General features: G+C 60.3%; 24 protein-coding genes. 7 read left to right on the plus strand and 17 right to left on the minus strand.

The window, feature by feature from the left end; genetic code table 11:
• Positions 1–91: 91 nt before the first annotated feature.
• From QF045_RS23570 to QF045_RS23590, 5 genes are all read right to left on the minus strand, one after another.
• On the minus strand, positions 92–682 hold the full coding sequence (locus tag QF045_RS23570; RefSeq protein ID WP_306494270.1) for a nucleotidyltransferase family protein: 591 nt from the start codon (positions 680–682) through the stop codon (positions 92–94).
• The gene (locus QF045_RS23575) at positions 679–1,665 is read right to left on the minus strand and encodes an XdhC family protein (RefSeq protein ID WP_306494271.1); all 987 of its coding nucleotides are present in this window, start codon (positions 1,663–1,665) and stop codon (positions 679–681) included. The genes QF045_RS23570 and QF045_RS23575 overlap by 4 nt, the downstream gene beginning before the upstream one ends.
• The gene (locus tag QF045_RS23580; RefSeq protein ID WP_306494272.1) at positions 1,665–3,986 is read right to left on the minus strand and encodes a xanthine dehydrogenase family protein molybdopterin-binding subunit; all 2,322 of its coding nucleotides are present in this window, start codon (positions 3,984–3,986) and stop codon (positions 1,665–1,667) included. The genes QF045_RS23575 and QF045_RS23580 overlap by 1 nt, the downstream gene beginning before the upstream one ends.
• The gene (locus QF045_RS23585) at positions 3,983–4,450 is read right to left on the minus strand and encodes a (2Fe-2S)-binding protein (RefSeq protein ID WP_306494273.1); all 468 of its coding nucleotides are present in this window, start codon (positions 4,448–4,450) and stop codon (positions 3,983–3,985) included. Before QF045_RS23585 ends, QF045_RS23580 begins: the two co-directional genes overlap by 4 nt.
• A 254-nt stretch (positions 4,451–4,704) precedes the next feature.
• Entirely contained in the window at positions 4,705–6,036 is a 1,332-nt protein-coding gene (locus QF045_RS23590) for a dicarboxylate/amino acid:cation symporter (protein ID WP_306494274.1), read from the minus strand.
• A 340-nt stretch (positions 6,037–6,376) separates the two neighbouring features.
• Here QF045_RS23590 and QF045_RS23595 point away from each other — a divergent pair, with 340 nt between their 5' ends.
• On the plus strand, positions 6,377–7,375 hold the full coding sequence (locus QF045_RS23595; RefSeq protein ID WP_306494275.1) for an AraC family transcriptional regulator: 999 nt from the start codon (positions 6,377–6,379) through the stop codon (positions 7,373–7,375).
• 138 nt (positions 7,376–7,513) lie between these two features.
• Here QF045_RS23595 and QF045_RS23600 read toward each other — a convergent pair whose 3' ends face one another.
• Genes QF045_RS23600 through QF045_RS23610 form a run of 3 tightly spaced genes read right to left on the minus strand, consistent with a single transcriptional unit; the run spans position 7,514 to position 9,861 of the window.
• Positions 7,514–8,860 (minus strand): ATP-binding protein, encoded by a 1,347-nt coding sequence (locus tag QF045_RS23600; RefSeq protein ID WP_306494276.1) that lies wholly within the window; start codon positions 8,858–8,860, stop codon positions 7,514–7,516.
• On the minus strand, positions 8,857–9,534 hold the full coding sequence (locus QF045_RS23605) for a response regulator (protein WP_306494277.1): 678 nt from the start codon (positions 9,532–9,534) through the stop codon (positions 8,857–8,859). The genes QF045_RS23600 and QF045_RS23605 overlap by 4 nt, the downstream gene beginning before the upstream one ends.
• A gap of 18 nt (positions 9,535–9,552) precedes the next feature.
• Positions 9,553–9,861: a hypothetical protein gene (locus QF045_RS23610; protein ID WP_306494278.1), complete on the minus strand. Its 309-nt coding sequence runs from the start codon at positions 9,859–9,861 to the stop codon at positions 9,553–9,555.
• A 138-nt stretch (positions 9,862–9,999) separates the two neighbouring features.
• Between QF045_RS23610 and QF045_RS23615 the strand changes: the two genes are divergently transcribed.
• Positions 10,000–10,716: a 4'-phosphopantetheinyl transferase gene (locus tag QF045_RS23615; protein ID WP_306494279.1), complete on the plus strand. Its 717-nt coding sequence runs from the start codon at positions 10,000–10,002 to the stop codon at positions 10,714–10,716.
• 81 nt (positions 10,717–10,797) lie between these two features.
• Here the strand turns inward: QF045_RS23615 and QF045_RS23620 are convergent, their stop codons facing one another.
• Both QF045_RS23620 and QF045_RS23625 read right to left on the minus strand, forming a co-directional pair.
• On the minus strand, positions 10,798–12,408 hold the full coding sequence (locus tag QF045_RS23620) for an ATP-binding protein (protein ID WP_306494280.1): 1,611 nt from the start codon (positions 12,406–12,408) through the stop codon (positions 10,798–10,800).
• On the minus strand, positions 12,405–13,130 hold the full coding sequence (locus QF045_RS23625) for a response regulator (RefSeq protein ID WP_306494281.1): 726 nt from the start codon (positions 13,128–13,130) through the stop codon (positions 12,405–12,407). The genes QF045_RS23620 and QF045_RS23625 overlap by 4 nt, the downstream gene beginning before the upstream one ends.
• A 604-nt stretch (positions 13,131–13,734) precedes the next feature.
• Here QF045_RS23625 and QF045_RS23630 point away from each other — a divergent pair.
• Positions 13,735–16,626 carry a ribonucleoside-diphosphate reductase subunit alpha gene (locus QF045_RS23630; protein ID WP_306494282.1) on the plus strand — a complete coding sequence of 964 codons (2,892 nt, stop codon included), beginning with the start codon at positions 13,735–13,737 and terminating at the stop codon, positions 16,624–16,626.
• A gap of 112 nt (positions 16,627–16,738) precedes the next feature.
• Here the strand turns inward: QF045_RS23630 and QF045_RS23635 are convergent, their stop codons facing one another.
• The 7 genes from QF045_RS23635 to QF045_RS23665 form a co-directional block, all read right to left on the minus strand.
• The gene (locus tag QF045_RS23635; RefSeq protein ID WP_306494952.1) at positions 16,739–17,644 is read right to left on the minus strand and encodes a hypothetical protein; all 906 of its coding nucleotides are present in this window, start codon (positions 17,642–17,644) and stop codon (positions 16,739–16,741) included.
• Between the two features lie 303 nt (positions 17,645–17,947).
• Entirely contained in the window at positions 17,948–19,258 is a 1,311-nt protein-coding gene (gene flgE / locus QF045_RS23640) for a flagellar hook protein FlgE (RefSeq protein ID WP_306494283.1), read from the minus strand.
• Positions 19,259–19,289: 31 nt separating this feature from the next.
• On the minus strand, positions 19,290–20,009 hold the full coding sequence (gene flgD / locus QF045_RS23645) for a flagellar hook assembly protein FlgD (RefSeq protein ID WP_306494284.1): 720 nt from the start codon (positions 20,007–20,009) through the stop codon (positions 19,290–19,292).
• A gap of 16 nt (positions 20,010–20,025) precedes the next feature.
• Positions 20,026–20,469 (minus strand): flagellar basal body rod protein FlgC, encoded by a 444-nt coding sequence (gene flgC, locus QF045_RS23650; protein ID WP_024076985.1) that lies wholly within the window; start codon positions 20,467–20,469, stop codon positions 20,026–20,028.
• Positions 20,470–20,472: 3 nt separating this feature from the next.
• The gene (flgB, locus tag QF045_RS23655) at positions 20,473–20,880 is read right to left on the minus strand and encodes a flagellar basal body rod protein FlgB (RefSeq protein WP_306494285.1); all 408 of its coding nucleotides are present in this window, start codon (positions 20,878–20,880) and stop codon (positions 20,473–20,475) included.
• Positions 20,881–21,127: 247 nt separating this feature from the next.
• Complete coding sequence (cheR, locus tag QF045_RS23660; RefSeq protein WP_014719581.1) at positions 21,128–21,955, minus strand: protein-glutamate O-methyltransferase CheR; 828 nt, start codon at positions 21,953–21,955, stop codon at positions 21,128–21,130.
• A 46-nt stretch (positions 21,956–22,001) separates the two neighbouring features.
• Entirely contained in the window at positions 22,002–22,934 is a 933-nt protein-coding gene (locus tag QF045_RS23665) for a chemotaxis protein CheV (RefSeq protein WP_124387831.1), read from the minus strand.
• An 85-nt stretch (positions 22,935–23,019) separates the two neighbouring features.
• Between QF045_RS23665 and flgA the strand changes: the two genes are divergently transcribed.
• The 4 genes from flgA (at position 23,020) to QF045_RS23685 (ending at position 25,608) form a co-directional block, all read left to right on the plus strand.
• Entirely contained in the window at positions 23,020–23,784 is a 765-nt protein-coding gene (gene flgA, locus QF045_RS23670) for a flagellar basal body P-ring formation chaperone FlgA (protein ID WP_306494286.1), read from the plus strand.
• A gap of 141 nt (positions 23,785–23,925) precedes the next feature.
• A complete protein-coding gene (gene flgM / locus QF045_RS23675; RefSeq protein WP_306494287.1) occupies positions 23,926–24,243 on the plus strand; it encodes a flagellar biosynthesis anti-sigma factor FlgM in 318 nt (105 codons plus the stop codon).
• Positions 24,244–24,291: 48 nt separating this feature from the next.
• Positions 24,292–24,762: a flagella synthesis protein FlgN gene (locus tag QF045_RS23680; protein ID WP_306494288.1), complete on the plus strand. Its 471-nt coding sequence runs from the start codon at positions 24,292–24,294 to the stop codon at positions 24,760–24,762.
• A gap of 96 nt (positions 24,763–24,858) precedes the next feature.
• Positions 24,859–25,608 (plus strand): flagellar brake protein, encoded by a 750-nt coding sequence (locus tag QF045_RS23685; RefSeq protein WP_306494289.1) that lies wholly within the window; start codon positions 24,859–24,861, stop codon positions 25,606–25,608.
• Positions 25,609–25,652 lie beyond the last annotated feature (44 nt).

Consider the following 25,652-nt stretch of genomic DNA (forward strand, 5'->3'; position numbering starts at 1 on the left):
CGTTCATTCTGGATTAACGCGAGCGCCCTGAGTTCTTCGCGAGCAAGCTCGCTCGCTCCTACAAAAAGCCATGGCAAGCCCTTCCTATCTTTCAGTGCGCATTGAAATTCAAGCGTTGTGGCACGTCCACATCCCAGAGAACGCCGCCATCCTCCAGCGGCACTTCACTCACCGAAGCACACGCAAACAGTCGTTTTGCACCGCGATCCCCGGTCAGCGCCATCAAATCTTCGCCCAACGCACGGTCAAAGGCCACGGGATGCCCATACTCACCCGCCTGCACCGGCACGCTGATGCCACCCGCCTCCAGCGCATCGATCACCCGCTCGATGCTGGTGGATCGAATAAACGGCATGTCTCCGAGCACCACCAACCACCCCTGGGCAGAACCACTGGCCGCAACCGCCGCTGCAATACTGTCGCCCATGCCGGCCGACTGCAGCAGCAAGACCTTGCAACCATATGCCTGAGCCAACCGAATGACGGGGTCACGATCCGGCGAGGTCACCACCCAGCGCTCCGTCACGCTGGCTGGCAGATTCACCAATACCTGCTCGATCACCGGCCGCGTCACGCCGTCCAGGCCGACGCACTCCGCCAGCAATTTATCCCGGTCCGCACCGGCCTCGGCGCGAAAGCGACTGCCCTGCCCCGCCGCCAGCACGATCGCCGTGATGGTCACTCGGCAATCACTGGCAGCGGCTTCTGCTGCAAAGGCACCACGCCGTTCTTGATCGCGACGATTTCCGCCATGAGCGACAGCGCGATTTCCGCCGGCGTATGGCTGCCGATGTGCAAGCCGATCGGCCCATGCAAGCGCGCGATCGCATCCGCCGACAACCCCAGCGCGGCCAGGTTTTCCCGGCGTTTCTGCGTGTTGACCCGCGATCCCAGTGCGCCAATGTAGAACGCGCTGGAATTCAACGCGGTGAGCAACGCCATGTCATCCAGGCGTGGGTCGTGGGTCAGGCAGACGATCGCCGTGCGTTCGTCGGTCTGGATATTGAGCACCGCTTCATCGGGCATGCCCGGCACGAAGCGGCCGTGCTGTTCCTCCCAACCATAGACAAACTCTTCACGCGGGTCGCAGATCAGCACTTCGAAGTCGAGCAGGCGCGCCATTTCCGCTACGTAGCGCGACAGCTGCCCAGCGCCGATCAACAGCAGGCGCCAGCGCGGCCCGTAAATCGCGCGCAGGCGTTGCTCGTCAAAGGTCACCCCATCGGTCTTGCTCGCGGCAGTCAGGGTCACTTTGCCAGTGGCCAGGTTCAGCTCCCGCGCAACGATCTGATGATCCTCGCAGCGCGCCAGCAATTGCTCGACCCACTCCCAGTCATCCACCCGCTCTTCGGTCAGGCGCAGGGTGCCGCCGCAGGGCAGGCCGAAACGCGCCGCCTCATCGCGGGTGACGCCGTAAGTCACCAATTGCACGGGCGGGCCGTCGTCGGGCAAGCGGCCATCCTGCAAGCGTGCGATCAAGTCATCTTCGATGCAGCCGCCGGATACCGAGCCTATCACCACCCCATCGCCGCGTAAGGCCAGCATCGCCCCCGGTGGGCGCGGCGCGCTGCCCCAGGTCTGCACCACGCTGTACAGAATCACGCGTTGCCCGGCGCGGCGCCATTGGAGCACGCTGCGCAAGACATTCAGGTCCACACTGTCCATCAGGCCTTCGCCTCCTGCCAACCCTGCAACTGATAGCGTACCGGCAGGCTACGGATACGTTGGCCGGTCGCCGCGAAGATCGCATTGCACAACGCCGGCGCAATCGGCGGTACGCCGGGTTCACCGACACCGCCGAGCGGCACTTCGCCTGCCGGCGTCACCAGGTGTACGGCGATTTCTTTGGGCGCCAGGGACATGCGCGCCACTTCGTACATATGGAAATTGTCTTGCTGGACCTTGCCGTCCTTGAAACTGATCTCGCCCAGCACCGCATTACCCAAGCCCATGACACACGCGCCCTCGAACTGCGAGCGGATGCGTTCCGGGTTGATCTGCGGGCCGCAGTCCACGGCGATATCGGCCTTGTGCACGATCAGCGTACCGTCATCTTTGACTTCCACCTCGATCACCGCCGCCACGTAGGTGACGAAGCTGTAGTGCACCGCCAGCCCCAAGCCACGCCCCTTGGGCAGCTTGCGCCCCCAGCCGGCGGCCTTGGCGGCGGTTTCCAGTACGCCACGCAGGCGTGCGGTGTCGATCGGGTAGCGCTCTGGGGATTCGCCGTAGTTCCACTCGTCGCTCAGGGTTTTCGGATCAATCTGACGGTCCGGGCCGAGCAGTTTGATCTGGTACTGCAACGGGTCCTGACCGGCCTTGTGCGCCAGCTCATCAACGAAACTCTGAATGGCGAAACCATGGGGAATGTTCGATACAGAACGGTACCACCCCACGCGCGTATGCGCCGACGCTTCAGGGTTTTCCAGACGCACGTTGGGAATGGCGTAGGCCATGTTGGTAAAGCCCATGCCCAGCTCGAACGCCGCTTCGTGATTCATGCCCGGTGCGAACAGCGCCGTGATGCTCGGCGCGACCGTACGGTGCAGCCAGGCGGCAGGCAGGCCGTCTTTGTTCAGGCCGGCCTTGAGGTATTCGGCGGACACGGTATGAAAATAGGAATTGTGGATGTCGTCTTCACGGGTCCACTGCACGCGCACGGCTTTGCCCGGAAACTGCTTGGCCAGTACGGCGGCTTCGATGACGAAATCCGGCTTGGACTTGCGCCCGAAACCGCCGCCCAGCAAGGTCACGTTCACCGTCACGCTATCGAAGGGCACACCCAGGCGCTCGGCAATGCGTTCGCGAGTAACTTGCGGAGCCTGGCTCGGCGCCCAGGCTTCGCACTGGCCCTTGTCGAAACGGGCGACCGCGACCATCGGCTCCATCGGCGACTGCGCCAGGTGCGGCAGGTAGTAGGCCGCCTCCAAGGTGCTGTCCGCCTCGCCCATGGCCTGGTCGAGGGTACCGGTGTTACGCACCACTTTACCGGGCTGCCGGGCAGCGGTTTCCAGTTCCTTGCGGTAATCCACCGAGTTGTAGCCGGCGTTGACGCCGTCGTCCCACACGATCTTCAGCGCGTCGCGCCCCTTGATCGCCGCCCAGGTATTGCTGGCCACCACGGCCACGCCACCCAGGGGCTGGAATTCGGACGGGATCGGCCGGCTTTCGATTTCCAGCACCTTGATCACGCCCGGGACTTTCAGCGCCGCACTGGCATCGAAGGATTTGACCTTGCCGCCATACACCTGCGGCCGTGCAATGGTGGCGTAGAGCATGCCGTCGAAATGCACGTCGGCCCCGTAGACGGCGCTGCCGTTGACGATATCGACGCCATCGATGGCCTTGACGCCTTCTTTGCCGATATAGCGAAACTCCGTCGGCGGCTTGAGGCGCAGGCTGTCACGTGCGGGTACGGCCAGCGCGCCGGCAGCGGTGGCCAACTCGCCATAGCCCAGCTCACGACCGCTCGGTTGGTGAATTACCTTGTGCAATTGCGCACGGCACTCGCTGACCGGGACCTTCCACTGCTCGGCAGCGGCCTGTTCCAGCATCGCCCGCACGCTGGCGCCGCAACGCCGCATCGGCTCATACCAATGACGCATGCTGCGCGAGCCGTCGGTGTCCTGGTTGCCATAACGCACCTCATCACCCGGCGCTTGCTGGACCTTCACCTTGGCCCAATCGGCTTCCAGCTCATCGGCTACCACCAGGCTAAGACTGGTGCGCACGCCCTGCCCCATCTCCGAACGGTTGCACATCACAGTCACCGTGCCGTCGGTGGCAATGCTGACGTAGACTTTGGGGTCGTCGATCAGCCCATTGGGCATCGCATCGCCGCCGTACGGTTTGACCGCATCGGCAGCGAACGCATCAGGCAAGCCCCAGCTGGCGGCGATGACCAGCGCACCGGTGGCGCCCGCACCTTTGAGAAAGCCGCGACGACTGAGGTTAGCGAGCACGAAATCGGCGGGTAACCGGCTCATGCCTTGGCTCCCAGGTGAGTGGCTGCCTGGCGGATCGCGGTCTTGATTCGGTTGTAGGTGCCGCAACGGCAAATGTTGCCGACCATGGCCTCCTCAATCTGTTCGTCACTGGGATTGGGGTTGGTTTTGAGCAGCGCGGTGGCCGACATGATCTGCCCACCCTGGCAGTAACCGCACTGGGCCACGGCGGTGTCCAGCCAGGCTTGCTGTACCACCTGGCCGACAGGATCGGTGTGCAGGTTGTCGATGGTGCTGATCGCCTGGCCTTTGACCGAGCCGATCGGGGTGATGCAACTGCGCGCGGGCGAACCGTCGATATGGATCGTGCAGGCACCGCACAGGCCCATGCCGCAACCGAACTTGGTGCCGTTGTAGCCCGCCACATCGCGGATCGCCCACAGCAGCGGCATATCCTCGGTGACGTCCAGTCGATGGTCTTGACCGTTAAGTTTCAGGGTAATCATGGGCACGCCCGCCTGTTCATTGCATAGTTAGGGGCGAGCAATCTGTTGCAAGAGGTCACGCGGTTCGGTGCGCACAGATTGGCTCAGGCTGAGGAGGCTCTCTTGTGAAGACAGGTCTTCACCGGGCCCTTGGTGGATCAATTACTTAATGTAAACCAAAAAGCTCGAAAGTCAGCGGGCAGAAACGCAAACGCCCCGAACAGGTCGGGGCGTTTGCGGATAACTGAGCGGCGCAGGTTCACGCCATCAGTGGCTTACTTGACCACAGGTGCAGGGCCTTCGGCCACGCCCAGGTCATCTTCCGGGCGGGTGTCGGAGATACCGGTACCGCCGGACGCCAGTTCGCTTTGCAGCTTGTCGGTGTCCAGTTCGTTGACCCACTTGGCCACAACGATGGTGGCAACGGCGTTACCCACCAGGTTGGTCAGCGCACGGGCTTCGGACATGAAGCGGTCGATGCCCAGGATCAGCGCCAGGCCGGCAACCGGCAGGTGGCCTACGGCCGACAGGGTGGCAGCCAGTACGATGAAACCACTGCCCGTCACACCCGCAGCGCCTTTGGAGGACAACAGCAGCACCAGCAGCAGAGTGATCTGGTGGGTGATGTCCATATGGGTGTCGGTCGCCTGGGCGATGAACACGGCCGCCATGGTCAGGTAGATCGACGTACCGTCCAGGTTGAACGAGTAGCCGGTTGGGATCACCAGACCGACCACGGATTTCTTCGCGCCCAGACGCTCCATCTTGATCAGCATGCGTGGCAGTGCGGACTCGGAAGACGACGTGCCGAGAACGATCAGCAGCTCTTCACGGATGTAGCGGATCAGCTTGACCACGCTGAAACCGTGGGCGCGGCAGATGGCGCCCAGCACCACCAGCACGAACAGCACGCACGTGATGTAGAAGCAGATCATCAACTGGCCCAACTGCACCAGCGAACCCACACCGTAGGCGCCGATGGTGAACGCCATGGCGCCCAGGGCACCGATTGGCGCGAGCTTCATGATCATGTTGATGATGTTGAACATCACGTGGGCGAAACGATCGATGAAGTCCAGCACCGGCTTGCCGTAGGCACCCAGGCGATGCAGGGCGAAACCGAAGATCACCGAGAACATCAGCACTTGCAGGATGTCGCCGTTGGCGAAGGCGCCGACGATGGTGTTAGGAATCACGTTGAGGATAAAGCCGACGATGCTCTGGTCTTTACCGGCAGTCACGTAGGCAGCGACTTTGGAAGCGTCCAGGGTTGCCACGTCGATGTGCATGCCAGCGCCCGGCTGCACAACGTTGACCACGACCAGGCCAATCAGCAGGGCGATGGTGGAAACGATTTCGAAATACAGCAGCGCGTAGCCGCCGGTTTTGCCGACCGATTTCATGCTTTGCATGCCAGCGATGCCGCTGACCACGGTGCAGAAGATAATCGGGGCGATGACCATTTTGATCAGCTTGATAAAGCCGTCACCCAGTGGCTTGAGGGCCACGCCGGTCTCTGGGTAGAAGTGACCGAGCAAGATACCGATAACGATTGCAACGATCACCTGGAAATACAGGGATTTGTAGATTGGCTGACGAGTCGTCATTGCAAAATTCCTCAATCGTCCCGTGTGGCAAATATCCGCCATTGCCCACGACACTTGAATTGCGAACCCTCCTGCACTGGAGGGATTTGTTGTTTGCGAGACCTGCAAAAACACGTCTGCGCTGTAATCCTTATCGCAAACGTCGTGCCACTTTGCTTTAAATACGCTGAAGGCCTTTAGACATCAGGCCCGAAGGTTTCCAGAGCCCGTCTCAGACCGCGGACAAGGTGGCGGTTTTCCGCCGAGCAGTCCAATCGCATCCTGGAATTTGGCGGATATCCGCCTTGTCGCTTCGCAGGGTGATGACTACCATCGGCCATTCCATGGATGAGGCCCTGTCATGCGTGAACGCACCATTGCCAGTCATTTCGCCCGCGCCGCCCTGGGCGGCGCGCGTCAAGCCGGTTACGACTACTGCGGCCTGCTGCAGCAGGCGGGCATCACCCCCGAATTGCTGAACGAACCCCGTGCGCGTATTGCTCCGGAGCAATTTACCCGGTTGCTGCAAATGCTCTGGCTGGCGCTGGATGACGAATACCTGGGCTTCGCCGACGGACCGAGCAAGCGCGGCACCTTCGCCATGATGTGTCATGCGCTGATCCATTGCCGCACGCTGGAGAAGGCGCTGGAACGCGGCTTATTATTTTATAGCCTATTCCCACACGGGCCGCGCTGGCAGCTGACAAGAGAAGACGACATGGTTCGATTGAGCCTGGACGACGCGACCTTGTGGGACCCGGACCACTTTCTCAGTGAATGCCTGCTGGTGATCTGGCATCGCCTGGGCAGTTGGTTGATCGGCCAGCGTATCCGGCTGCATCAGGTCACCTTCAGCTATTCGATGCCGACCCACGCCAGCGAATATGACCTGTTATTTCCCTGCCCCCTCATATTCGGCGCACCGAACAGCAGCCTGGTATTCCCCGCCCGCTACCTGAGCCTGCCGCTGTTGCAGGACGAACGCACCCTCAAGCACTTTCTCGAGCGCTCCCCCGCCGACCTGCTATCACGGCCGGACGAAGGCGACAGCTTGAGCAGCCAGTTGCGCCGCCTGCTGAGCCGCGACCACACACCCTGGCCGGACCTGGAAGCCGTCGCCCAGCATTTGCATATCAGCCCACAGACCCTGCGCCGGCATTTGCGTGAGGAAGGCACCAGTTTTCAGGCGTTGAAGGATGAGTTACGACGCGACATCGCCATTTATCACTTGGGGCGAGCGGACTTGTCGTTGCAGGAAATTGCAGAACAGCTGGGGTTTTCCGAGCCGTCGGCGTTTCATCGGGCGTTCAAGAAGTGGACGGGGCTGACGCCTGGGGCTTATCGGGCGCAAGAGAGTTAGAAGGGTGTTGCCGGTGAGGGCCTCATCGGGGGCAAGCCCCCTCCCACATTTGACTGGGTTCACACAGCGTGAATTGTGAATAATTTTAAAGTGTGGGAGGGGGCTTGCTCCCGATAGGGCCAGCCCAGCCACTACCGATCAAACGGCCGGAAAATGAATCTTGAACGCCGCGCCGCCCAGTTCCGAATCACCCAAGGTCAATTGCGCGTGATAGCTCTCTATGATGTCCTTGACCACCGCCAGCCCGATCCCCTGCCCCGGGTGCTGGCGGTCGAGCCGCTCGCCCCGCTGCAGAATCCGCGCGCGCTGGTCCGGTGGAACACCGGGGCCGTCGTCCTCGATACACAGCTCAGTGCCTTCAAGGTTCTCAACCAGGCTGATGCGCACCTCGCTCAGGCATAGGCGATAGGCGTTTTCCAACAGGTTACCGAGCATCTCGAGCAGGGCGCCTTTCTCGATGGGCACGTCGCACCCGTCCGGCAGTTCAAAGGTCACCGTGACGCGCTTGTCCCGGTAAACCTTGCCCAGCGTGTCGCACAGGCTTTGCAGCACCGGTTCCAGGCGTACCTGGTGGCGTACCAGGCCGCTCTTGCGCAGGCTGGCACGCTGCAATTGATAGCCGATCTGCTGGCTCATACGCTCGATCTGCGATTGCAGCACTCGCGCCTGACTGAGCTCTTCAGGGCGCTGGGCCATGTCTTCGCTCACACCCTGCAGCACCGCCAGCGGGGTTTTCAGGCTATGGGCCAGGTCATCCAGAGAGTCACGGTAGCGCGCCCGCTGCTCGCGCTCGCTGTGCAGCAAACGGTTGAGGGAGCCGGTGAGGCGCAGCAGTTCGCGCGGATGCTCTTCGCTGAGGCTCTCGCGGGTGCCGCCTTCGATCTGGTCCAGTTCCTGGCTCAGGCGCCGCAGGGCCTGCAGGCCCCAGGTCAGGCCAAGCCACAACAGCGTCAACAGCACCAGCAACGCCGCGCCGAACCCCAGGTAGAGATTCTCGCGCAGGCCTTCGAGGGTCAGCTGGTATTCGCGCACCGGCTGCAAGGCGACGATGCTGAAGGCCGCACTCTTGCCGCCCAGCAGCCGGACCTCGACGTCGTAGACGAAAAATTCCTGGCCGTTGGCTTCGCGAATGCGCGCAAATTCGTTGCCGCGCCCATCGTAGCGCGGCTTGTAGTTGATGTTTTCTTCTTGGGTAGCCCGCGAGCGCCACACCAGGTGGCCTTCGCGGTCGTAGATATAGCCGAGCAGGCGGCTGTCGGTCAGGTTGAAACGTTCATCGGGCAACTGCGCCGGCATCAGCAGCCGGTTGTTTTCCACGCGTGCCGCGGAGATCAGGGTGGTGACATCCGACGCCAGGCGCTGCTCGATGGAATCCTGCAACGCCAGGCTGAACGCCCCCTGCATGGCGGGCAACAAACCCAGCATGAACAGCACCGCCAGGGTGGCGGCGGCCAGCATCAGGCGCACGCGTAGCGAGCGAATCAACGGCAGCGCTCATTGAACAGGTAGCCCAGGCCGCGCACGGTGTCGATCGGCTTGAACCCGGCCGGGCCTTCCAGCTTGCGGCGCAGGCGACCGACCAGCACTTCGATGACGTTTGGATCGCGCTCGTCGTCGTCAGGATAGAGTTGCTCCATCAAGCGGTCCTTGGCCACCACCTGCTGATGATGGCGCATCAGGTATTCGAGGATCCGGTACTCGTAGGCGGTCAGCGCCAGCGGCTGTTCATCCAGCGATGCTTGCTTGCGGTTGAGGTCCAGCAGCAGCGGCCCGGCGACGATGGTGGACTGGGTAAAGCCACTGGAGCGGCGCAGCAAGGCGTTCATCCGCGCCTCCAGCTCTTCGAACTGGAACGGCTTGACCACGTAGTCGTCGGCTCCGGCAGCCAGGCCTTCGACTTTGTCCTGCCAGTTGCCGCGGGCGGTCAGGATCAGGATCGGAAAGGTCTTGGCCTGGGTGCGCAGTTGCCGGATCAGGTCCAGGCCCCCCATGCCGGGCAGGCCCAGGTCGACGATCGCCAGGTCATGGTTGAATTGGCCGGTCTGGTACAGGGCTTCCTCGGCATTGGCCACGGCCTCGACGACGTGCCCGCTGTCGGTCAGGCGGGTAAACAGGTGATGACGCAACAGCGCCTCATCTTCCACCACCAGCAATTTCATAAGGCTCTCCAAGGCAATTCAACAGTCCGAGCGAGGGATATCATAGCGGCCCAGCAGGTCTTGCGGGCGCAGTTTAATGCCATTGTAGTGGCCCGACACAGACGCGTAACCGCTGCGGTAGCCCGGTTGAGGGGCCGCGGCGTCCAGGGACTGGCCCCACGGCGCGGCCTGCACACTCACCTCTTCGAAGCTGACGCGGTGGATCAGGTTGCTGGGTTTGCGGGTCTTCTCGCGGTCAAATGCGGCAAAGGTGCTATCGCTGGCTTGCGCGCCGGCGGTGGCACTGAGCATGGTCAACGCCAACATCAGCTTCTTGATCGCAGTCATGGTCGTTACCTCGTACGCGTTTAGGCTGTGACGCTCACACTACGCAAACGCCCCTGAACTCCCCCTGAACAGGCTCTGAACCCAGGCTGAACCGCGACGGGCTATGCACTGGCGCGCCAACTCGGCAGAATGTCGCGCATGACGTCCCTACCCGCCTGTTGCACCCCATTCGATGCCCATTGGCCGCTGCCGGCTCCGTTGCCGGGCACGGTGTTCTTGAGCACGCAATTCGATCCGAACTTATTGAACCCCGGCGACTTCCAGCGCAGCGCCGTGCCGCCGCCCGCGAGCATTCAGCGCTCGGTGGCCAAGCGCCAGGCGGAGTTCCTCGCCGGCCGCTTGTGCGCCCGCGAAGCGCTGCAACGCCTCGACCATCTGGACTGCATCCCGGCCATCGGTGACGACCGCGCGCCGGTCTGGCCTGGGCACATCAGTGGCTCCATTACTCACAGCAACGGGCACGCCGCGGCGATTGTCGGGCATAAGGCGCAGTGGCGCGGTCTCGGAATGGACCTGGAAAACCTACTGACGCTGGAGCGGGCGGAACGCCTGGCCGGGGAGATTCTGACGCCGGATGAATTGCAACGAATGGCCACCGTGCCGCGAGAGCAGACTGCTCTGCTGGTGACGTTGACGTTTTCGGCCAAGGAGAGTTTGTTCAAGGCGCTCTACCCGATCGTGCAGAAGCGCTTTTACTTTGAGCATGCTGAGCTGGTGGAGTGGACCGAAGCCGGGCATGTACGGCTGAGGTTGCTGACCGAGTTGTCGGCTGAGTGGTGTCATGGCAAAGAGCTGGTTGGGCAGTTTGCGGTGGAGGGAGACCAGTTGTTGAGTCTGGTGGCTATCGGCGCTTGATCGACCGCTATCGGGAGCAAGCCCCCTCCCACAGGGGAACGCATTTCAAATGTGGGAGGGGGCTTGCCCCCGATGGCGATATCAGCCTTTCTCCTGGTCCCTGGGCCAACTCAGGCTGAAACACGCCCCGCCCAGGTTGTTGCTCTTGCTGATCAACGCCCGCCCGCCATGCCAATGGATAATCCGCCGCACGATCGACAAGCCCAAGCCATGCCCGCCCGAGGCGCGGGTGCGGCTGTCGTCCAGGCGCAGGAACGGCGTGAAGATACGCTCCCAGGCGCTCTGCGGCACGCCGGGGCCATCGTCTTCCACGTCGATACGGCAACGCACCTGCCCGACCTGATAACTGATCAGCACCTGGCCCTTGGCGTGGCGCATGGCATTGGTGACCAGGTTCTGCAGCGCGCGATGCAGGTAACGTGGCTCGGCATCGACCCAGGCGTCCTCCCAATCGGCCGATGACAAGCAGATACCCCGGGTCACGCTGACCTGCGGGCGCAGTGGCGATAATTCGCCGATCACCTGATCGAGCAACGCATCGAGGTCCACACGCTGGAAGTCCAACGCCGGCGCGCCCTGCTCCAGGCGCGCATAAGTGAGCATCTCGTCCACCAGGCCATCCAGGTCCTGGATATCGCCGTCCATGCCCTCCAGGTATTTGCGCCGCGCCTCGGGCGTGGTGGCGTCGCCGATCATCTCCAGGCCGAAGCGCAGGCGCGCGACCGGCGTGCGCAGCTCGTGGGACACCGCCCGCACCAGCTCGCGCTGAATCGCCAGCAATTGTTGCAAATGCTCGGCCATGCCGTTGAACGCTGCCGCCAGCCGCCCCACCGAATCGGCGCCACGGGCCGGTACGCGAACCTCCAGGTTGCCCTTGGCGATGCGCGTGGCCGCTGCCTCCAACCCCTTGAGCCGGCGCTCAAGCTGACGCACCAACAGGTAGACGATCAGACCGATCAGGGTCAGGCCTATCAGCGTGATCAGGATCAGCCATTGCGCGGGGTACGGGTTCATTTGGTACAGCGGACCGATCTCCAGCACCCATGGCGTACCGACCATGCCGGCAAACACGCGGATCGAGTCGCCGCCCTTGCCCAGGGCCATCACCGTATCGCCTTCCGCGACGCGACGGCGCTGGTCCTCGTCCATGTCGGCCTGATCGAGGGTCATCAGGTGCATTTCGAAACCAAAGCCCTTCGCGTGCTTGAGCTCAGCCAAACGTTGCGGTTGTTCGGCCACCGGAAATCGCACCAGTTCGTCGGCCAGCAAGTAGATAGTGGCGCGGGCCAGTTGCTCGCTGATCTGCTGCACTTCGCCCGTGAGCACCAGTTGTTCCTTTTCGCTGACCAGACGCAGCACTCGCGCGGCATGGGGGCCTGTCTGTTCCACCAGGACCTGGCCACGTTGCAGGCGCTTGCGCTGGCTCAGGTCCAACTGTGCGTCGGTGAAGGTGCGCAATTGCAGCGGAATGCCCAGCAATCGCTCCCACACCGCCAGGGCGCGCTGGCGCTCGATGGCGCTCATGGGCTGCAGATTGTCGCCCATCAGCGCGAAAGTGCCGTGGGCCAGGCGCTCGCGGTATTGGCCGCTGCGCACATCGTTGAGCAGGTGCAGCGCCAGCACCCCCAGCAGTGCGACCAGGACCAGCGCGGCGCACATGCCACCGTAGATGCGCAGAAAGATTGAATTCACAGCGGCATATCGGCGGCGGCTTCGGGAACGAACAGGTAGCCTTTGCTGCGGATGGTCTTGATCAGGCGGGGGTGGATCGGGTCATCGCCGATCTTTGGCCTGATACGTGAGATGCGCACATCAATCGAGCGATCCTGGCCGTCGTAGCCAACGCCGCGCAAGGCAATGAAGATTTCTTCGCGGGACAGGATGCGTCCAGCGTTCGCCACCAGCAGCCACAGCAGGTCGAATTCGGCACTGGTCAGTTCGATGCCACTTTCATGCAACCAGGCTTCGCGCAAGGCGCTGTCCACCACCAGCGGGCCGAACTGCAGGCGGCGCTGGTTTTCCACCATCACCGGTAACACCGGCTCGCTGCGCCGCAGCAGGGCCTGGATACGCGCCAGCAACAAGCGCGGGCGCACGGGTTTGCATACGTAGTCGTCGGCGCCCATGTCCAGGCCCAGTACCTGGTCCATGTCATCGGTACGCGCCGTCAGCATCAGGATCACGCCATCATAGCGTTCGCGCACCTTGCGGCAGATGCTCAGGCCGTCTTCGCCCGGCAGCATCAGGTCGAGAATCACCAGGTCCGGTTGCTCGGCGATGATGCGCGCGGCTGCCAGGGCACCGTCGTTCTCCACCGACACCCGCAGGCCGTTGCTCTCCAGGTATTCGCGGGTCAACTCGGCCAGCCGCTGGTCATCCTCGACGATCAATACCTGCCAGGCTTCCTGCTGCATGCGTGGTCCTCATTGTTATAAGAAGTGCTTCTGTCGGACACGGCTTGAATGTGTACAGACTTTTGATCTTCGCCACGCACACCCTGCTTGTCATGTCTGGAGGGCATAACGAAGCCCGATTGTAGCCATGCCGGGGGCCTCAAACACAAGCCGGGAAATCCATTCGGTAATGGCGTTTTTTTGTGATAGGGTTCGCGCCCTTCGAAAAGGGGCACGTTGTTTTGAGCCCGAAATATTTAATGACAAACGGCGCAATCCAGCAGCAGTGCGGCCTACACGCTGATTCCACCTTTCTTACACATTTTACCCACAGCGTTATCCACAGGTTACTGCGTTGCCAACCCCTCCAAAACGCATTATCTTGTACCTCGGCGTCGGAGAAGACCCTACATGTGGGGTTTTTGAAGAAAACGCTCAACCACACAAGTGGCTCGAAATTCAAGCGCTTTATTACTAGGCGCTGCGTGGAACCAACAGATTTTCAGTAGACCAAACCGCTCACGCGGATGGCAGCTGTTTCCCATCCCGATATGGAAAACGGTACGGGTGTTGCAGGAAGAGCCTGACACTCGCAATCAAATATAGAACGTGGAGACAACCCCCCATGCAAACCGACACAACTCGCGAGAACCCGCAGGGCTCCGTGCCGCAGGCCGCCGATTCGAATATGGATCTGTCCGCCACTGCACCTGGCCAACTGCGCGTGATCAAGCGTAACGGTACTGTCGTTCCTTACACCGATGACAAAATCACCGTCGCTATCACCAAAGCGTTTCTTGCAGTTGAAGGCGGCAACGCTGCCGCCTCGTCGCGCATCCACGACACCGTCGCACGCCTGACCGAACAAGTGACCGCGACCTTCAAGCGTCGCATGCCGTCGGGCGGCACGATCCACATCGAAGAAATCCAGGACCAGGTCGAACTGGCCCTGATGCGTGCCGGCGAGCAGAAAGTTGCCCGCGACTACGTGATCTACCGCGACTCGCGCGCCAAGGAACGTGCCGTACACGCACCGTCCGCCGAAGCCGTGCAAGCCCATCCGTCGATCCGCATCACCCTGGCCGATGGCAGCTTTGCGCCGCTGGACCTGGGCCGACTGAACACCATCATCACCGAGGCCTGCGAAGGCCTGGAAGAAGTTGATGGTGACCTGATCCAGCGCGAAACCCTGAAGAACCTCTACGACGGCGTGGCCCTGACCGACGTCAATACCGCCCTGGTGATGACCGCCCGTACCCTGGTTGAACGCGAGCCGAACTACTCGTTCGTGACCGCGCGCCTGCTGATGGACACCCTGCGCGCCGAAGGCCTGGGTTTCCTGGGCGTGGCCGACAGCGCCACCCACCACGAGATGGCTGACCTGTACGCCAAGGCGCTGCCTGCCTACATCACCAAGGGTATCGAATTCGAATTGCTGAACCCGATCCTGGCCACCTTCGACCTGGAAAAACTCGGCAAGGCCATCAACCACGAGCGCGACCAGCAGTTCACCTATCTGGGGCTGCAAACCCTGTACGACCGTTACTTCATCCACAAGGACGGTATCCGCTTCGAACTGCCGCAGGTGTTCTTCATGCGCGTGGCCATGGGCCTGGCGATCGAAGAGAAGCATAAAGAAGACCGTGCCATCGAGTTCTACAACCTGTTGTCGTCCTTCGACTACATGTCGTCGACCCCGACCCTGTTCAACGCCGGCACCCTGCGTCCACAGCTGTCGAGCTGCTACCTGACCACCGTGCCGGATGACCTGTCGGGCATCTACCACGCGATCCACGACAACGCCATGTTGTCCAAATTCGCCGGCGGCCTGGGCAACGACTGGACGCCTGTGCGTGCACTGGGTTCGTACATCAAGGGCACCAACGGTAAATCTCAGGGCGTCGTACCGTTCCTGAAGGTGGTGAACGACACCGCCGTCGCCGTCAACCAGGGTGGCAAGCGCAAAGGCGCTGTGTGTGCCTACCTGGAAACCTGGCACATGGACATCGAAGAGTTCATCGAGCTGCGCAAGAACACCGGTGATGATCGTCGTCGTACCCACGACATGAACACGGCCAACTGGATCCCTGACCTGTTCATGAAGCGTGTCTTCGATGACGGCCAGTGGACCCTGTTCTCGCCATCCGAAGTCCCGGACCTGCACGACCTGACCGGCAAGGCCTTCGAAGAGCGCTACGAGTACTACGAAGCCCTGGCTCAGTACCCTGGCAAGATCAAGCTGTTCAAGACCATTCAGGCCAAAGACTTGTGGCGCAAAATGCTGTCGATGCTGTTTGAAACCGGCCACCCATGGCTGACGTTCAAAGACCCCTGCAACCTGCGCAGCCCGCAGCAGCACGTTGGCGTGGTCCACAGCTCGAACCTGTGCACCGAGATCACCTTGAACACCAACAAGGACGAGATCGCCGTTTGCAACCTGGGCTCGATCAACCTGCCGAACCACATCGTCAACGGCAAGCTCGACACCGCCAAGTTGGAACGCACCGTCAACACCGCCGTACGCATGCTCGATAACGTGATCGACATCAACTACTACTCGGTGCCACAGGCGCAGAACTCCAACTTCAAGCACCGTCCGGTTGGCTTGGGCATCATGGGCTTCCAGGACGCGCTGTACCTGCAGCACATTCCTTACGGTTCCGATGCGGCCGTCGAGTTCGCCGACAAGTCCATGGAAGCGGTCAGCTACTACGCGATCCAGGCTTCCTGCGACCTGGCCGACGAGCGCGGCGCCTACGAGACATTCCAGGGTTCGCTGTGGTCCAAGGGCATCCTGCCGCTGGATTCGCAACAGATCCTGATCGAAGCCCGTGGCCAGAAGTACATCGACGTTGACCTGAACGAAACCCTGGACTGGGCGCCGGTACGTGCCCGTGTGCAGAAAGGTATTCGTAACTCCAACATCATGGCCATCGCACCGACCGCGACCATCGCCAACATCACCGGCGTATCGCAGTCGATCGAACCGACCTACCAGAACCTGTATGTGAAATCGAACCTGTCGGGCGAATTCACCGTGATCAACCCGTACCTGGTTCGTGACCTGAAAGCCCGTGGCCTGTGGGACTCGGTGATGATCAACGACCTCAAGTACTACGACGGTTCGGTGCAGCAGATCGAGCGCATCCCGCAAGAACTCAAAGAGCTCTACGCGACGGCGTTCGAAGTGGACACCAAGTGGATCGTTGACGCCGCCAGCCGTCGTCAGAAGTGGATCGACCAGGCTCAGTCCCTGAACCTCTACATTGCCGGCGCTTCGGGCAAGAAACTCGACGTGACCTACCGCATGGCTTGGTACCGTGGCCTGAAAACCACCTATTACCTCCGTGCCCTGGCCGCGACCAGCACCGAGAAGTCGACCATCAACACCGGTAAGCTCAACGCTGTTTCCAGCGGCAACCACGGTGATGACTCGGTACTCGCTGCGCCAGCCGGCCCGGCGCCAGTGCCGAAGGCCTGTGCGATTGACGAGCCGGATTGCGAAGCTTGCCAATAAGCTGAAGAGGTTCCGGGCTTGTATAGCCGGAACCGAAAAACCCCTGATAGACCCAGGCCGCAGTTGGGTGTATCAGGGGTTTTCTTTTGCCTGGCAGAAAACCAGCCTGTCGCTAGACCAGGACGGTTGCTATGCCCGAATTGGGCACACCACCACGCTGCCCCCACAACTCGACGCGGCCGTTGATCACAGCCATCGAGTGACCGCCGTATTCCACTGTACCGACGTTGCTGCTTCTCAAGTCGGCATCCGTCGCCGACCTGTAAAGCCCCCTCAGCCCCAAGCGATCCAGGCCTTCGCGGGAAACCTCTCCATCGTTGAGGCTGTTCATCGCTGCCATGAAACTGCGCCCTGCCGTGCCATCATTGTTTTCCATCTGGGCCCGCTTGGCACTCGCGGCATACATGAAATTGGCATCGGTCATCATCGCGGGGTCGTCGCCCTTGAAACGGGCGTGTGTGGCCGCCTCCCTCACCTCATCCTTGGTCAAAGACAGCTTGAAACCATCTCGCATGGTCACGTCATAACCTGCGCCCGTTTCCTTGACCGTCCTGAAGACATCCGTAGGTTTCTGGCCGTAGCGCATCATGGCGGCTTTTATGGCAGAAACGGTGACGCAATTGCCGTCAGGTCCCTGGCTGAAACCGCTCCATATATTGTCGGGCTTTTTCCCGGGATTACTGGTATCAGGCCTGTAGTTGAAATGTTTCGAGCCTTCGGTAATCGGCTTGTTGCTCATGGATTCACGGGGACCGAAATCCGCCGGGTTTACCCTGCTGCCGCGGCCACCTCCGCCACCTCTTGGCGATGGCGAGACAGGCGGAGCTATCTCATCGTCGGGAAACCACTCTTTCAGCAGTTGTTTTAAAAGCTCAAGGAATTGCCCAGAAGCGTCTTCTCTCAGCGTGTTAAGGATCGCCTTGAATTTCTCGTCTCCCAATTTCTCACGCAGCGCATTCAACTTGTCGCGCGCACCTTGAACCGCCTGCGTCTTGCCCGACTGCTTTGCCTCCAGCATGTCATTGAGCAAGGTTTTTACCGCTGCCTTGTCGGCATCTGGCGCGACCGGTATTGATTCAATTCGCGCCACGCCTGGCACAAATCCGGCACGTCTTGTATCGGACGCGAAAACCTCTGAACCCCACATACCCCGCCCTCATGATTGATGAACCTACCAGGCTCTGGTCCGATCAGTGGCAAGACGGGGGCGCCGCGTTCCTTCCTCTGGCGGTTAACGAGTAATCCGATGTGCCTGAGGCAACTTTCCTACACCCACAAAAAAGCCCCTCTTACGAGGGGCTTCCTGTGCAGCGCTGACGCATCAGGTCATCTGAATGATGGTCTGCATGATGGTGCTCTGGGTGGAAATCGTTTTGGCGTTCGCCTGGTAGTTGCTCTGGGCCTTGATCAGGTCCACCAACTCATTGGTCAGGTTGACGTTGGAGTTTTCCAGCGAGTTAGCCACGATCGAACCCAGGGTGCCGGCTTGCGGTGTGTCGTAACCAGGCTGACCCGACGCGAAGGTCTCTTTCCAGGTGGTGCTGCCGGCGGGCTGCAGGCCCTGTTCGTTGTTGAAGCTGGCCAGCGAAATCTGGCCGATGGCCTTGCTCTGCTGGTTGCTGAACGTGGCGAACAGCACGCCGCTGCCGTCGATCTTCAGGCCGGTGATCTGGCCGGTGGCATAGCCATCGGTAACCGGAGGGTTACGGTAGGTGGCCGAATTGTATTGGGTAATGTTGGCCATGTTGACGGCAATCCCCGTCGGGTTGGCATCCGCGCCGTTGGCCTTCCACACACCGTCAGTCACAGTGCCCGGTACCCAGCCTGTCACGGTGAGTGTCTTATCGGATACGCCACCGGTGACTACGCTGGTGAGCTTGCCGGCACCATCGAAGGTCAATGCCGAGGCGACAGGCGGGGTCGACGGGGTGCCTGTCGGTGCCGAGCCATCAGGATTGCGGCCGTCGATCAAGGTATAGGCATTCCATTTGTTGCCGTCGGTTTTCACCAGGTACTGCACCATTGGGTGCGCGTTGCCCTGGGAGTCGTACAAGGTTGTGCTGTATTGAGTGGTGAAGGTGTCGGTCTTGGTAGGATCGAACGGCTTGGCCGTTTGGTCGATCACCGGCTCCGAGGAGTTCAGGTTACTGGTGGAGTCGACCTTGGTGGACGCCTTGGGCGGCAGGTTAGTCAGGTTCAGTTGCAGGTCAGTGAGACCGCCCTTGATGATCTTGCCGTCATCATCCGCAGCGTAACCTTGCAGGCGCGAGGTACCGGTGTTGTTGGTGATGTAGCCGTCTTTGTCGGCACGGAAAGCACCGCTGCGGGTGTATTCCAGTGAACCGTCGCTGCCCTTCTGGACGAAGAAGCCACCGCCCTGGATCGCCATGTCCAAGGTTCCGCCGCTGCCGTTAACGTCACCTTGGGTGAATTGCTGGGACACCGCCGCCAGGTTCACGCCGTTACCGATGCTGTTCTGGCCGGTGCCCAGCTTGGACGCTGCGTAGATATCCGCGAACTCCGCACGAGACGACTTGAAGCCAGTGGTCGCGACGTTGGCGATGTTGTTGCCGGTCACGTCCAGTTGTTTGTTGGCCGCATAGAGGCCGCTAAGGCCGATATTAAAAGACATGTTTCTCTCCCTCTGCCGTATTTAGCCGGCTCTATGTACCGATAGTCTGGATTTGCGACAGCTTGACGCTGCCCATGCCGCCTGCAAGGTTCAGCAGCATTTCGCCGCCGGTCTTGCTCAGCGTTACGCTGGTCACCGTTGCCGGCAGCGAAGTGCTGAGGGCAACCGCGTCACCCTTGTCGTTCTTGGTGGAGGCCGCGAAGGTGTAAGTGCCGGCTGGGGCGACCTCACCCTTGTCGTTCTTGCCATCCCAGATGAAGTCCGAAGTGCCCGCCCCCTGGGCGCCCATATCAAGGGTGCGCACCACGTTGCCGTCTTTGTCGGTGATCTTGATCGAGACGTTGCCCGTCGCCGCCGTCACCGCCACCGAACCGGTCATGCTCTTGCTGGTATCGACCAGCGCCTTGTCGGTCTGGGTGATGATCGAACGTCCCACCAACGATGAAGCCTGCAGCGCCTGGGAAGAGCTGAAGTTGCTCGAGATGTTATTCACCGAGTCGTTCAGGGTGTTGATGCCTTCCAGGCTGCTGAACTGTGCCAGCTGGGCCACGAACGCACCGTTGTCCTGTGGCGACAGTGGATTCTGGTTCTTCAGCTGGGTCACCAGCAATTGCAGGAATGCATCCTTGCCCAACGCCTGGTTGCCGGTCGCTGCGCTGGAAACACTTCCTACATTATTTGAAGCGTCCTGAACCTTTGAGTTGAACAGGTTCTGGACGGCCGTATTGTTCGATGTATCAACGATGGCCATTATTTGGCGCCCCTTATCACTGACCCAGGGTCAGGACCTTCTGCATCATGGTTTTGGCGGTGTTCATCATTTCCGCGTTGGTCTGGAACGAGCGGCTGGCGGAAATCATGTCGGCCATTTCCTCGACCACGTTGACGTTGGGGTAGTAGACGTAACCCTTTTCGTTCGCGGCCGGATGGTTGGGTTCGTAGCGTGCTTCGAGGTTGCTCTGGTCTTCGACCACACCCAGCACCTGCACGCCTTGGCCGGCGGCATCCTGGTTCTGGAACAGCGAATCACTGCCGCCGCTCTGGCCGCCCTGGAACATGGTGGCGAACACCGGGTGGCGGGCGCGGTAAGTCTGGTCAATGCTCGAAGACACGGTCTCGGCGTTGGCGATGTTACTGGCGACGGTGTTCAAACGCGTGGTCTGCGCGCTCATGCCACTGCCGGCAATATTGAAAACACTGGACAGGGACATGGCTTATTCTCCACGCAGGGCTGACATCAGCCCTTTGAATTTGCTGTTGAGCAGGGTAAAGCTGGCCTGGAAATTCACCGAGTTTTCGGCGTAGTTCGATTGTTCCAGTTGAGCATCGACGGTGTTCTGGTCGATCGACGGCTGCATCGGCGTGCGATACAGCAGCGACTCGTCACCACTGCCAAGGCCTTGTGCTTCGATATGACGGCTGTTGGTCATGTTCAAGGCGAAGGTGCCGTTCTTGGTTTTGTCCTGCTGCGCGGCGAGCACGGCGGAGAAGTCCAGATCCCGAGCTTTGTAGTTCGGGGTGTCGGCGTTGGCAATGTTGTTGGCCAGGACTTCGGCACGCTGGGCGCGGAAGCCCAGGGCTTGTTCGTGGATACCGAGCGCTTTATCGAAGCTGATGCTCATGGCGGAAACCTTTAGGCTGACCTGCTGTTCGTTAACAGGGCTATAGCAAGGTGCATGCCAATGTTCGGGAGCCCCGTATATCTGGGGCTTGCGGGGAGGAGGCTTGCGGCAATGCCAGAAAAGCGGCAAGCCGTTTCCGCCTGGCGCCAGTAAAGCGGCAATGGGGAGTTGCCGCTTTCTTCGATTTCGCCGCAGATAAAAATGTGGGAGGGGGCAAGCCCCCTCCCACATTTTGACTGCGTGCTGCTTATTTGGCCTGGTAGATGATCCCGGGACTGCACTGCACCATCTGAAAGTGATCAGGCAGGCCGTTCAGTGCTTCGGAAGCACCGAGGAACAAATAGCCGCCACGCTTGAGCGTGCCATGGATACGCAACAGGATGTCTTTTTTCACTTCGGCCGAGAAATAAATCAGCACGTTGCGGCAGAACACCATGTCGAACTTGCCCAGGCTGGCGTAGCTGTCGAGCAGGTTGAACGAGCGGAACTCCACGCGATTCTTGATCGGCGCCTTGATCGCCCAACGCCCTGCCCCTTTGGGGTCAAAGTAGCGTTGCAGCCGCTCCTGGGACAAACCACGCCCCAGCGCCAGGCTGTCGTACTCACCGGTCTTGCAGTTGGTGAGCATGGTGCCCGACAAGTCCGTCGCCACAATTTGCGCGCCGGCTTTCAACTGACCCATGTTGGTCCGTTCGAATTCGTCGATGGACATCGAGATCGAATACGGTTCCTGCCCCGACGAGCATGCGGCCGACCAGATACGCAGGCGCTGGCCCGGGCTGGCCTTGATGGCTTCCGGCAGCACTTTGTTCTTGAGCACCTCGAAAGGGTAGGTATCGCGAAACCACAGGGTTTCGTTGGTGGTCATGGCATCGACCACCATCTCCTTGAGCCCACTGCGCGGCTGCCCCTGGATCCGCTGGACCAACTCACCCAGGGACTTTATGCCCTGCTGTTCCATCAGCTTGTTGAGACGGCTGGATACCAGGTATTGCTTGTTTTCACCGAGCAATATGCCACAGGCCTTTTCCAGGAAGACCCGGAACTGTTCGAAATCCAAATTACCCGTAGACAATGATACCGCCTCTTAAATCGTGTGACCGCCAGGAGGGAAAATCCCCCTAGCCGTGATCTGCTGCCTTGATCCGGTCGACTACCCGGGATGCGAGGTCATCAGGCCGGAATTTAGCCAGGAAGTCATCTGCACCGACCTTCTTGACCATTGCCTGATTGAATACCCCCGACAACGAAGTATGCAGGATGATATGTAATTTTTGCATGCGTGGATCGCTGCGTATCTCAGCCGTGAGGGTGTAGCCGTCCATTTCCGGCATCTCGATGTCGGAAATCATCATCAGGAATTCTTCTTCCGGCTTCTTGCCTTCATCCACCAACTTGCGCAGGTAATCCAAGGCCTGGCGCCCGTCATTGAGGGCAACTACGTCGACGCCGACTGTTTGCAGGCAACGCGTGACCTGCTTGCGAGCGACAGAGGAGTCGTCCACGGTCAACACACGCAGGGACACCGCTTTGTGGGCCGTCTCGGCATCCACCACGCCGACCGAAATGGTCTCCGAGGTCGGCGCCACTTCGGCGAGGATTTTCTCCACGTCGATGATTTCCACCAACTGGTTGTCGACTCGCGTCACGGCCGTCAGGTAGTGATCGCGCCCGGTGCCCTTGGGCGGCGGATGAATCTCTTCCCAGTTCATATTGACGATGCGTTCCACCGAGCGCACCAGGAACCCTTGGGTCTTGGTGTTGTACTCGGTAATGATGACGAACGGGCTCTGACGGTCCTGCAAACCAGAGGAGCCAGTGGCCATTGCCAAGTCAAGAATCGGAATGGTCGCGCCACGGATATTGGCGACGCCGCACACCACCGGACTGGATTTAGGCATGATCGTCAGCTTCGGACACTGCAACACTTCACGCACTTTAAACACGTTGATGCCGTACAGCTGCTTGCCGTCCAGGCGGAAAAGCAACAACTCCAGGCGATTCTGCCCTACCAGCTGTGTGCGCTGGTTTACTGAATCCATTACACCTGCCATGCCCAGACTCCTAAATCCCAGAGGTACGATGCGTACCCAACACTAAACGGCACGAGCTTTGCTAAGTTTTGCTATTTGATTGGCTATGGATATTAAAATGACAGTTTCCCGCCGCCCCCGCCGCCCAAAGTACCGCAGACTGCTCTGCGCCGCGATGGCGCTGCTTGTCTGGGGCGTGGGCGTCGCGGCTCGCGCCGATAACGTCACCCTGCCTGATCTCCTTATCGGCGTCACCCAGGGCTTTCTTGAGTTCACTGTAGAAGATTATCTGGCGACCACACAGACACCAGGGCGCTATGAGATCCAGGTCAACCAGTTGGACCCGCGCCTTCGCATGCCCATGTGTGACAAGGAATTGACAGCCACCCTGGAAAGCCCCGCCCAGCCCATCGGCCGCGTAACCGTTAAAGTACGCTGCGAAGGCGCGTCCCCGTGGACGGTGTTCGTGCCGGCCCAGGTCAAATTGTTTCGCGACGTTGTTGTGGTTGCGCGACCATTGAAGCGCACCGGGATTATTGGCTATGACGATGTTGCTTTGCGTGAGCGGGATATCAGCTTGATCAATCAGGGTTACCTTACCTCCCTGGACCAGGCGATCGGGCAGCGGCTTACCCGACCAATGGTCACCGATCAGGTCATCACGCTGGTTCATCTGGAGCAGGCTGAAGTGATTCGCAAGGGTGACCAGGTGGTAATTTCCGCCAGCAGCGGCGGGCTGAACGTAAAAATGCCGGGGGAAGCGCTGTCCAATGGGGGAATGAGCGAACAGATTCGAGTGAAGAACCTCAACTCGAACCGCGTGATCAAGGCGCGGGTGACGGCGCCGGGCCAAGTGGAGGTGGCGCTATAGATGACTGGAATCAGTTGCCCGCTTTTCCTACACTGTGGGTTGGATGCCGAGCCTTGCGAGTTAATTGTCACTCGCGGCTAAAGTTTGTCCGGGTATGGCCGAAAACATGGCAAGCGTCCAAATACCCAGAGGTTTTTTATCATGGTCATTGATTTCAATCGTTTGAACAGCACCCAGCCCTTACCGGGCACCACGCGCACCAACGGTGCCAAGGAAAGCGTAGAAGCCAAGTCTCAGCCCGTGAAAGCAGAGCAGGCAAGCGCGAGCCCGAGTGGGGAATCGGTACACCTGAGCAATGAGGCTCAACAATTGCAAAAGGTCACTGACTCGCTGCGCGATCAACCGATCGTCAATAAGGCCCGTGTGGCCGAATTGAAACAGGCAATCGCCGATGGTACTTATACCGTCGACAGCAACCGTGTAGCCAGCAAGCTGCTTAACTTCGAAGCCGAGCGCTAGGCAAAGGCCTGCGCTGGGCTTCTGGACGCTTAACACCCAAGGCCAGCCATGCACCACGACGAACATTTGCTTCAACTGATCATTGATGATCTGGCGCCGACGCAACAATTGCTCGAGCTGCTTAAAGAAGAGTCCCTGGCCCTGTATGGCCGGGATATGCCTTTGCTCGAAGAAATACTGGCGCGCAAACAGTCGCTGATTGTGCTGCTCGAGCAGCACGGCAAGAAGCGCAGCGAGATTCTGATCAGCCTGGGCTTGCCCGCCGATCACGACGGCCTGGCACAGCTGGCGAGCCATTCCTCGGTCGGCGAACAGTTACTGACGCAAAGCAAAGCGCTCAATCAGTTGCTCGCCCAGTGCCAGGAAGCCAACCTGCTCAACGGCCAGTCGATCCAGCTTCAGCAAGCCACCACCGCCAACCAGTTACGTATTCTTCATGGCGGCGAGCCCCCGGCGCTCTATAACGCCCAAGGTTCCACTTCACGCCTGGTCAAGCCAAGTACCCGCAGCCAAGCCTGACGCCGGTTTACAGCGCGACCTATCCAAGGTGCGCTACATACTGGCAAAATGCCGGTTCTTGCGTGTAGTCGTATTTTGCCTGGAGATGGAACAACCGTGTTCAACGCCCCTAATGCGGAAGATGCACCGCAGCCACCAAAGGTCCTCACCACACCTCTGGAAATCGCCAGCACTCTGCGAATGCTCCAAGAAAGCCATGATCCGCTGATCATCACTTTCCACGAACGCAGCCAGCGCTTCCAAAGTTATCTTGTGGACATCGATCGGGACAGCAAGACGCTGACCCTGGACGAGATGATTCCGCGTGATGGTGAGCGCTACCTGGAAAATGGCGAGCCCTTCCGCATCGAGGGTTTCCATGATGGGGTGCGGGTTGCCTGGGACAGTAACGGCACACTGAGCATCAGCGAAAAAGATGGGCACCGTATCTACACTGGCAGCATGCCCGGCGAGGTGGTCTACCATCAGCGTCGTAATGCGTTCCGCGCTGCACTTAAGCTGGCGCAGCTGGTGAATATTGAACTGGGTGGCGAAAAACTCAAGGCACCGGTCAGCGGCAAGCTGCTGGACATCTCGGCCACCGGGTGCAAATTGCGCTTTGAAGGGGACATTTCCGAACGCCTGCAGCTGGGCCAGGTGTATGACCGCTTTATCGCCGCGCTGCCGTTCGGCAGCATGACCACCTCTGTCGAGCTGCGCTATCTGCATTTCGAAGACAGGATCAACACAACCTTCGCGGGTGTGCGCTTCCATAACATGAGCGGCTTGGTGCAGCGCCAAGTGGAGCGTTTTGTGTATCAACTGCAGCGCGAAGCTCGACGCTTCGACAAGGATGACGACCTGTAAGCCTTGAAACGCGGATGAAAAAAAACGGGCAGATCCTGAGGGGA

The organism is Pseudomonas sp. W4I3 (assembly GCF_030816195.1).
Classification (GTDB): Bacteria; Pseudomonadota; Gammaproteobacteria; order Pseudomonadales; family Pseudomonadaceae; genus Aquipseudomonas.

Coding starts and splice junctions, on each gene's coding strand:
- QF045_RS23575 (WP_306494271.1), bottom strand. CDS start 1,665: ATGGACAGTGTGGACCTGAATGTCTTGCGCAGCGTGCTCCAATGGCGC.
- QF045_RS23580 (WP_306494272.1), bottom strand. CDS start 3,986: ATGAGCCGGTTACCCGCCGATTTCGTGCTCGCTAACCTCAGTCGTCGC.
- QF045_RS23585 (WP_306494273.1), bottom strand. CDS start 4,450: ATGATTACCCTGAAACTTAACGGTCAAGACCATCGACTGGACGTCACC.
- QF045_RS23590 (WP_306494274.1), bottom strand. CDS start 6,036: ATGACGACTCGTCAGCCAATCTACAAATCCCTGTATTTCCAGGTGATC.
- QF045_RS23595 (WP_306494275.1), top strand. CDS start 6,377: ATGCGTGAACGCACCATTGCCAGTCATTTCGCCCGCGCCGCCCTGGGC.
- QF045_RS23605 (WP_306494277.1), bottom strand. CDS start 9,534: ATGAAATTGCTGGTGGTGGAAGATGAGGCGCTGTTGCGTCATCACCTG.
- QF045_RS23610 (WP_306494278.1), bottom strand. CDS start 9,861: ATGACTGCGATCAAGAAGCTGATGTTGGCGTTGACCATGCTCAGTGCC.
- QF045_RS23615 (WP_306494279.1), top strand. CDS start 10,000: ATGACGTCCCTACCCGCCTGTTGCACCCCATTCGATGCCCATTGGCCG.
- QF045_RS23625 (WP_306494281.1), bottom strand. CDS start 13,130: ATGCAGCAGGAAGCCTGGCAGGTATTGATCGTCGAGGATGACCAGCGG.
- QF045_RS23630 (WP_306494282.1), top strand. CDS start 13,735: ATGCAAACCGACACAACTCGCGAGAACCCGCAGGGCTCCGTGCCGCAG.
- QF045_RS23635 (WP_306494952.1), bottom strand. CDS start 17,644: ATGCTGGAGGCAAAGCAGTCGGGCAAGACGCAGGCGGTTCAAGGTGCG.
- flgE (WP_306494283.1), bottom strand. CDS start 19,258: ATGTCTTTTAATATCGGCCTTAGCGGCCTCTATGCGGCCAACAAACAA.
- flgD (WP_306494284.1), bottom strand. CDS start 20,009: ATGGCCATCGTTGATACATCGAACAATACGGCCGTCCAGAACCTGTTC.
- flgC (WP_024076985.1), bottom strand. CDS start 20,469: ATGTCCCTGTCCAGTGTTTTCAATATTGCCGGCAGTGGCATGAGCGCG.
- flgB (WP_306494285.1), bottom strand. CDS start 20,880: ATGAGCATCAGCTTCGATAAAGCGCTCGGTATCCACGAACAAGCCCTG.
- QF045_RS23665 (WP_124387831.1), bottom strand. CDS start 22,934: ATGGCAGGTGTAATGGATTCAGTAAACCAGCGCACACAGCTGGTAGGG.
- flgA (WP_306494286.1), top strand. CDS start 23,020: ATGGATATTAAAATGACAGTTTCCCGCCGCCCCCGCCGCCCAAAGTAC.
- flgM (WP_306494287.1), top strand. CDS start 23,926: ATGGTCATTGATTTCAATCGTTTGAACAGCACCCAGCCCTTACCGGGC.
- QF045_RS23680 (WP_306494288.1), top strand. CDS start 24,292: ATGCACCACGACGAACATTTGCTTCAACTGATCATTGATGATCTGGCG.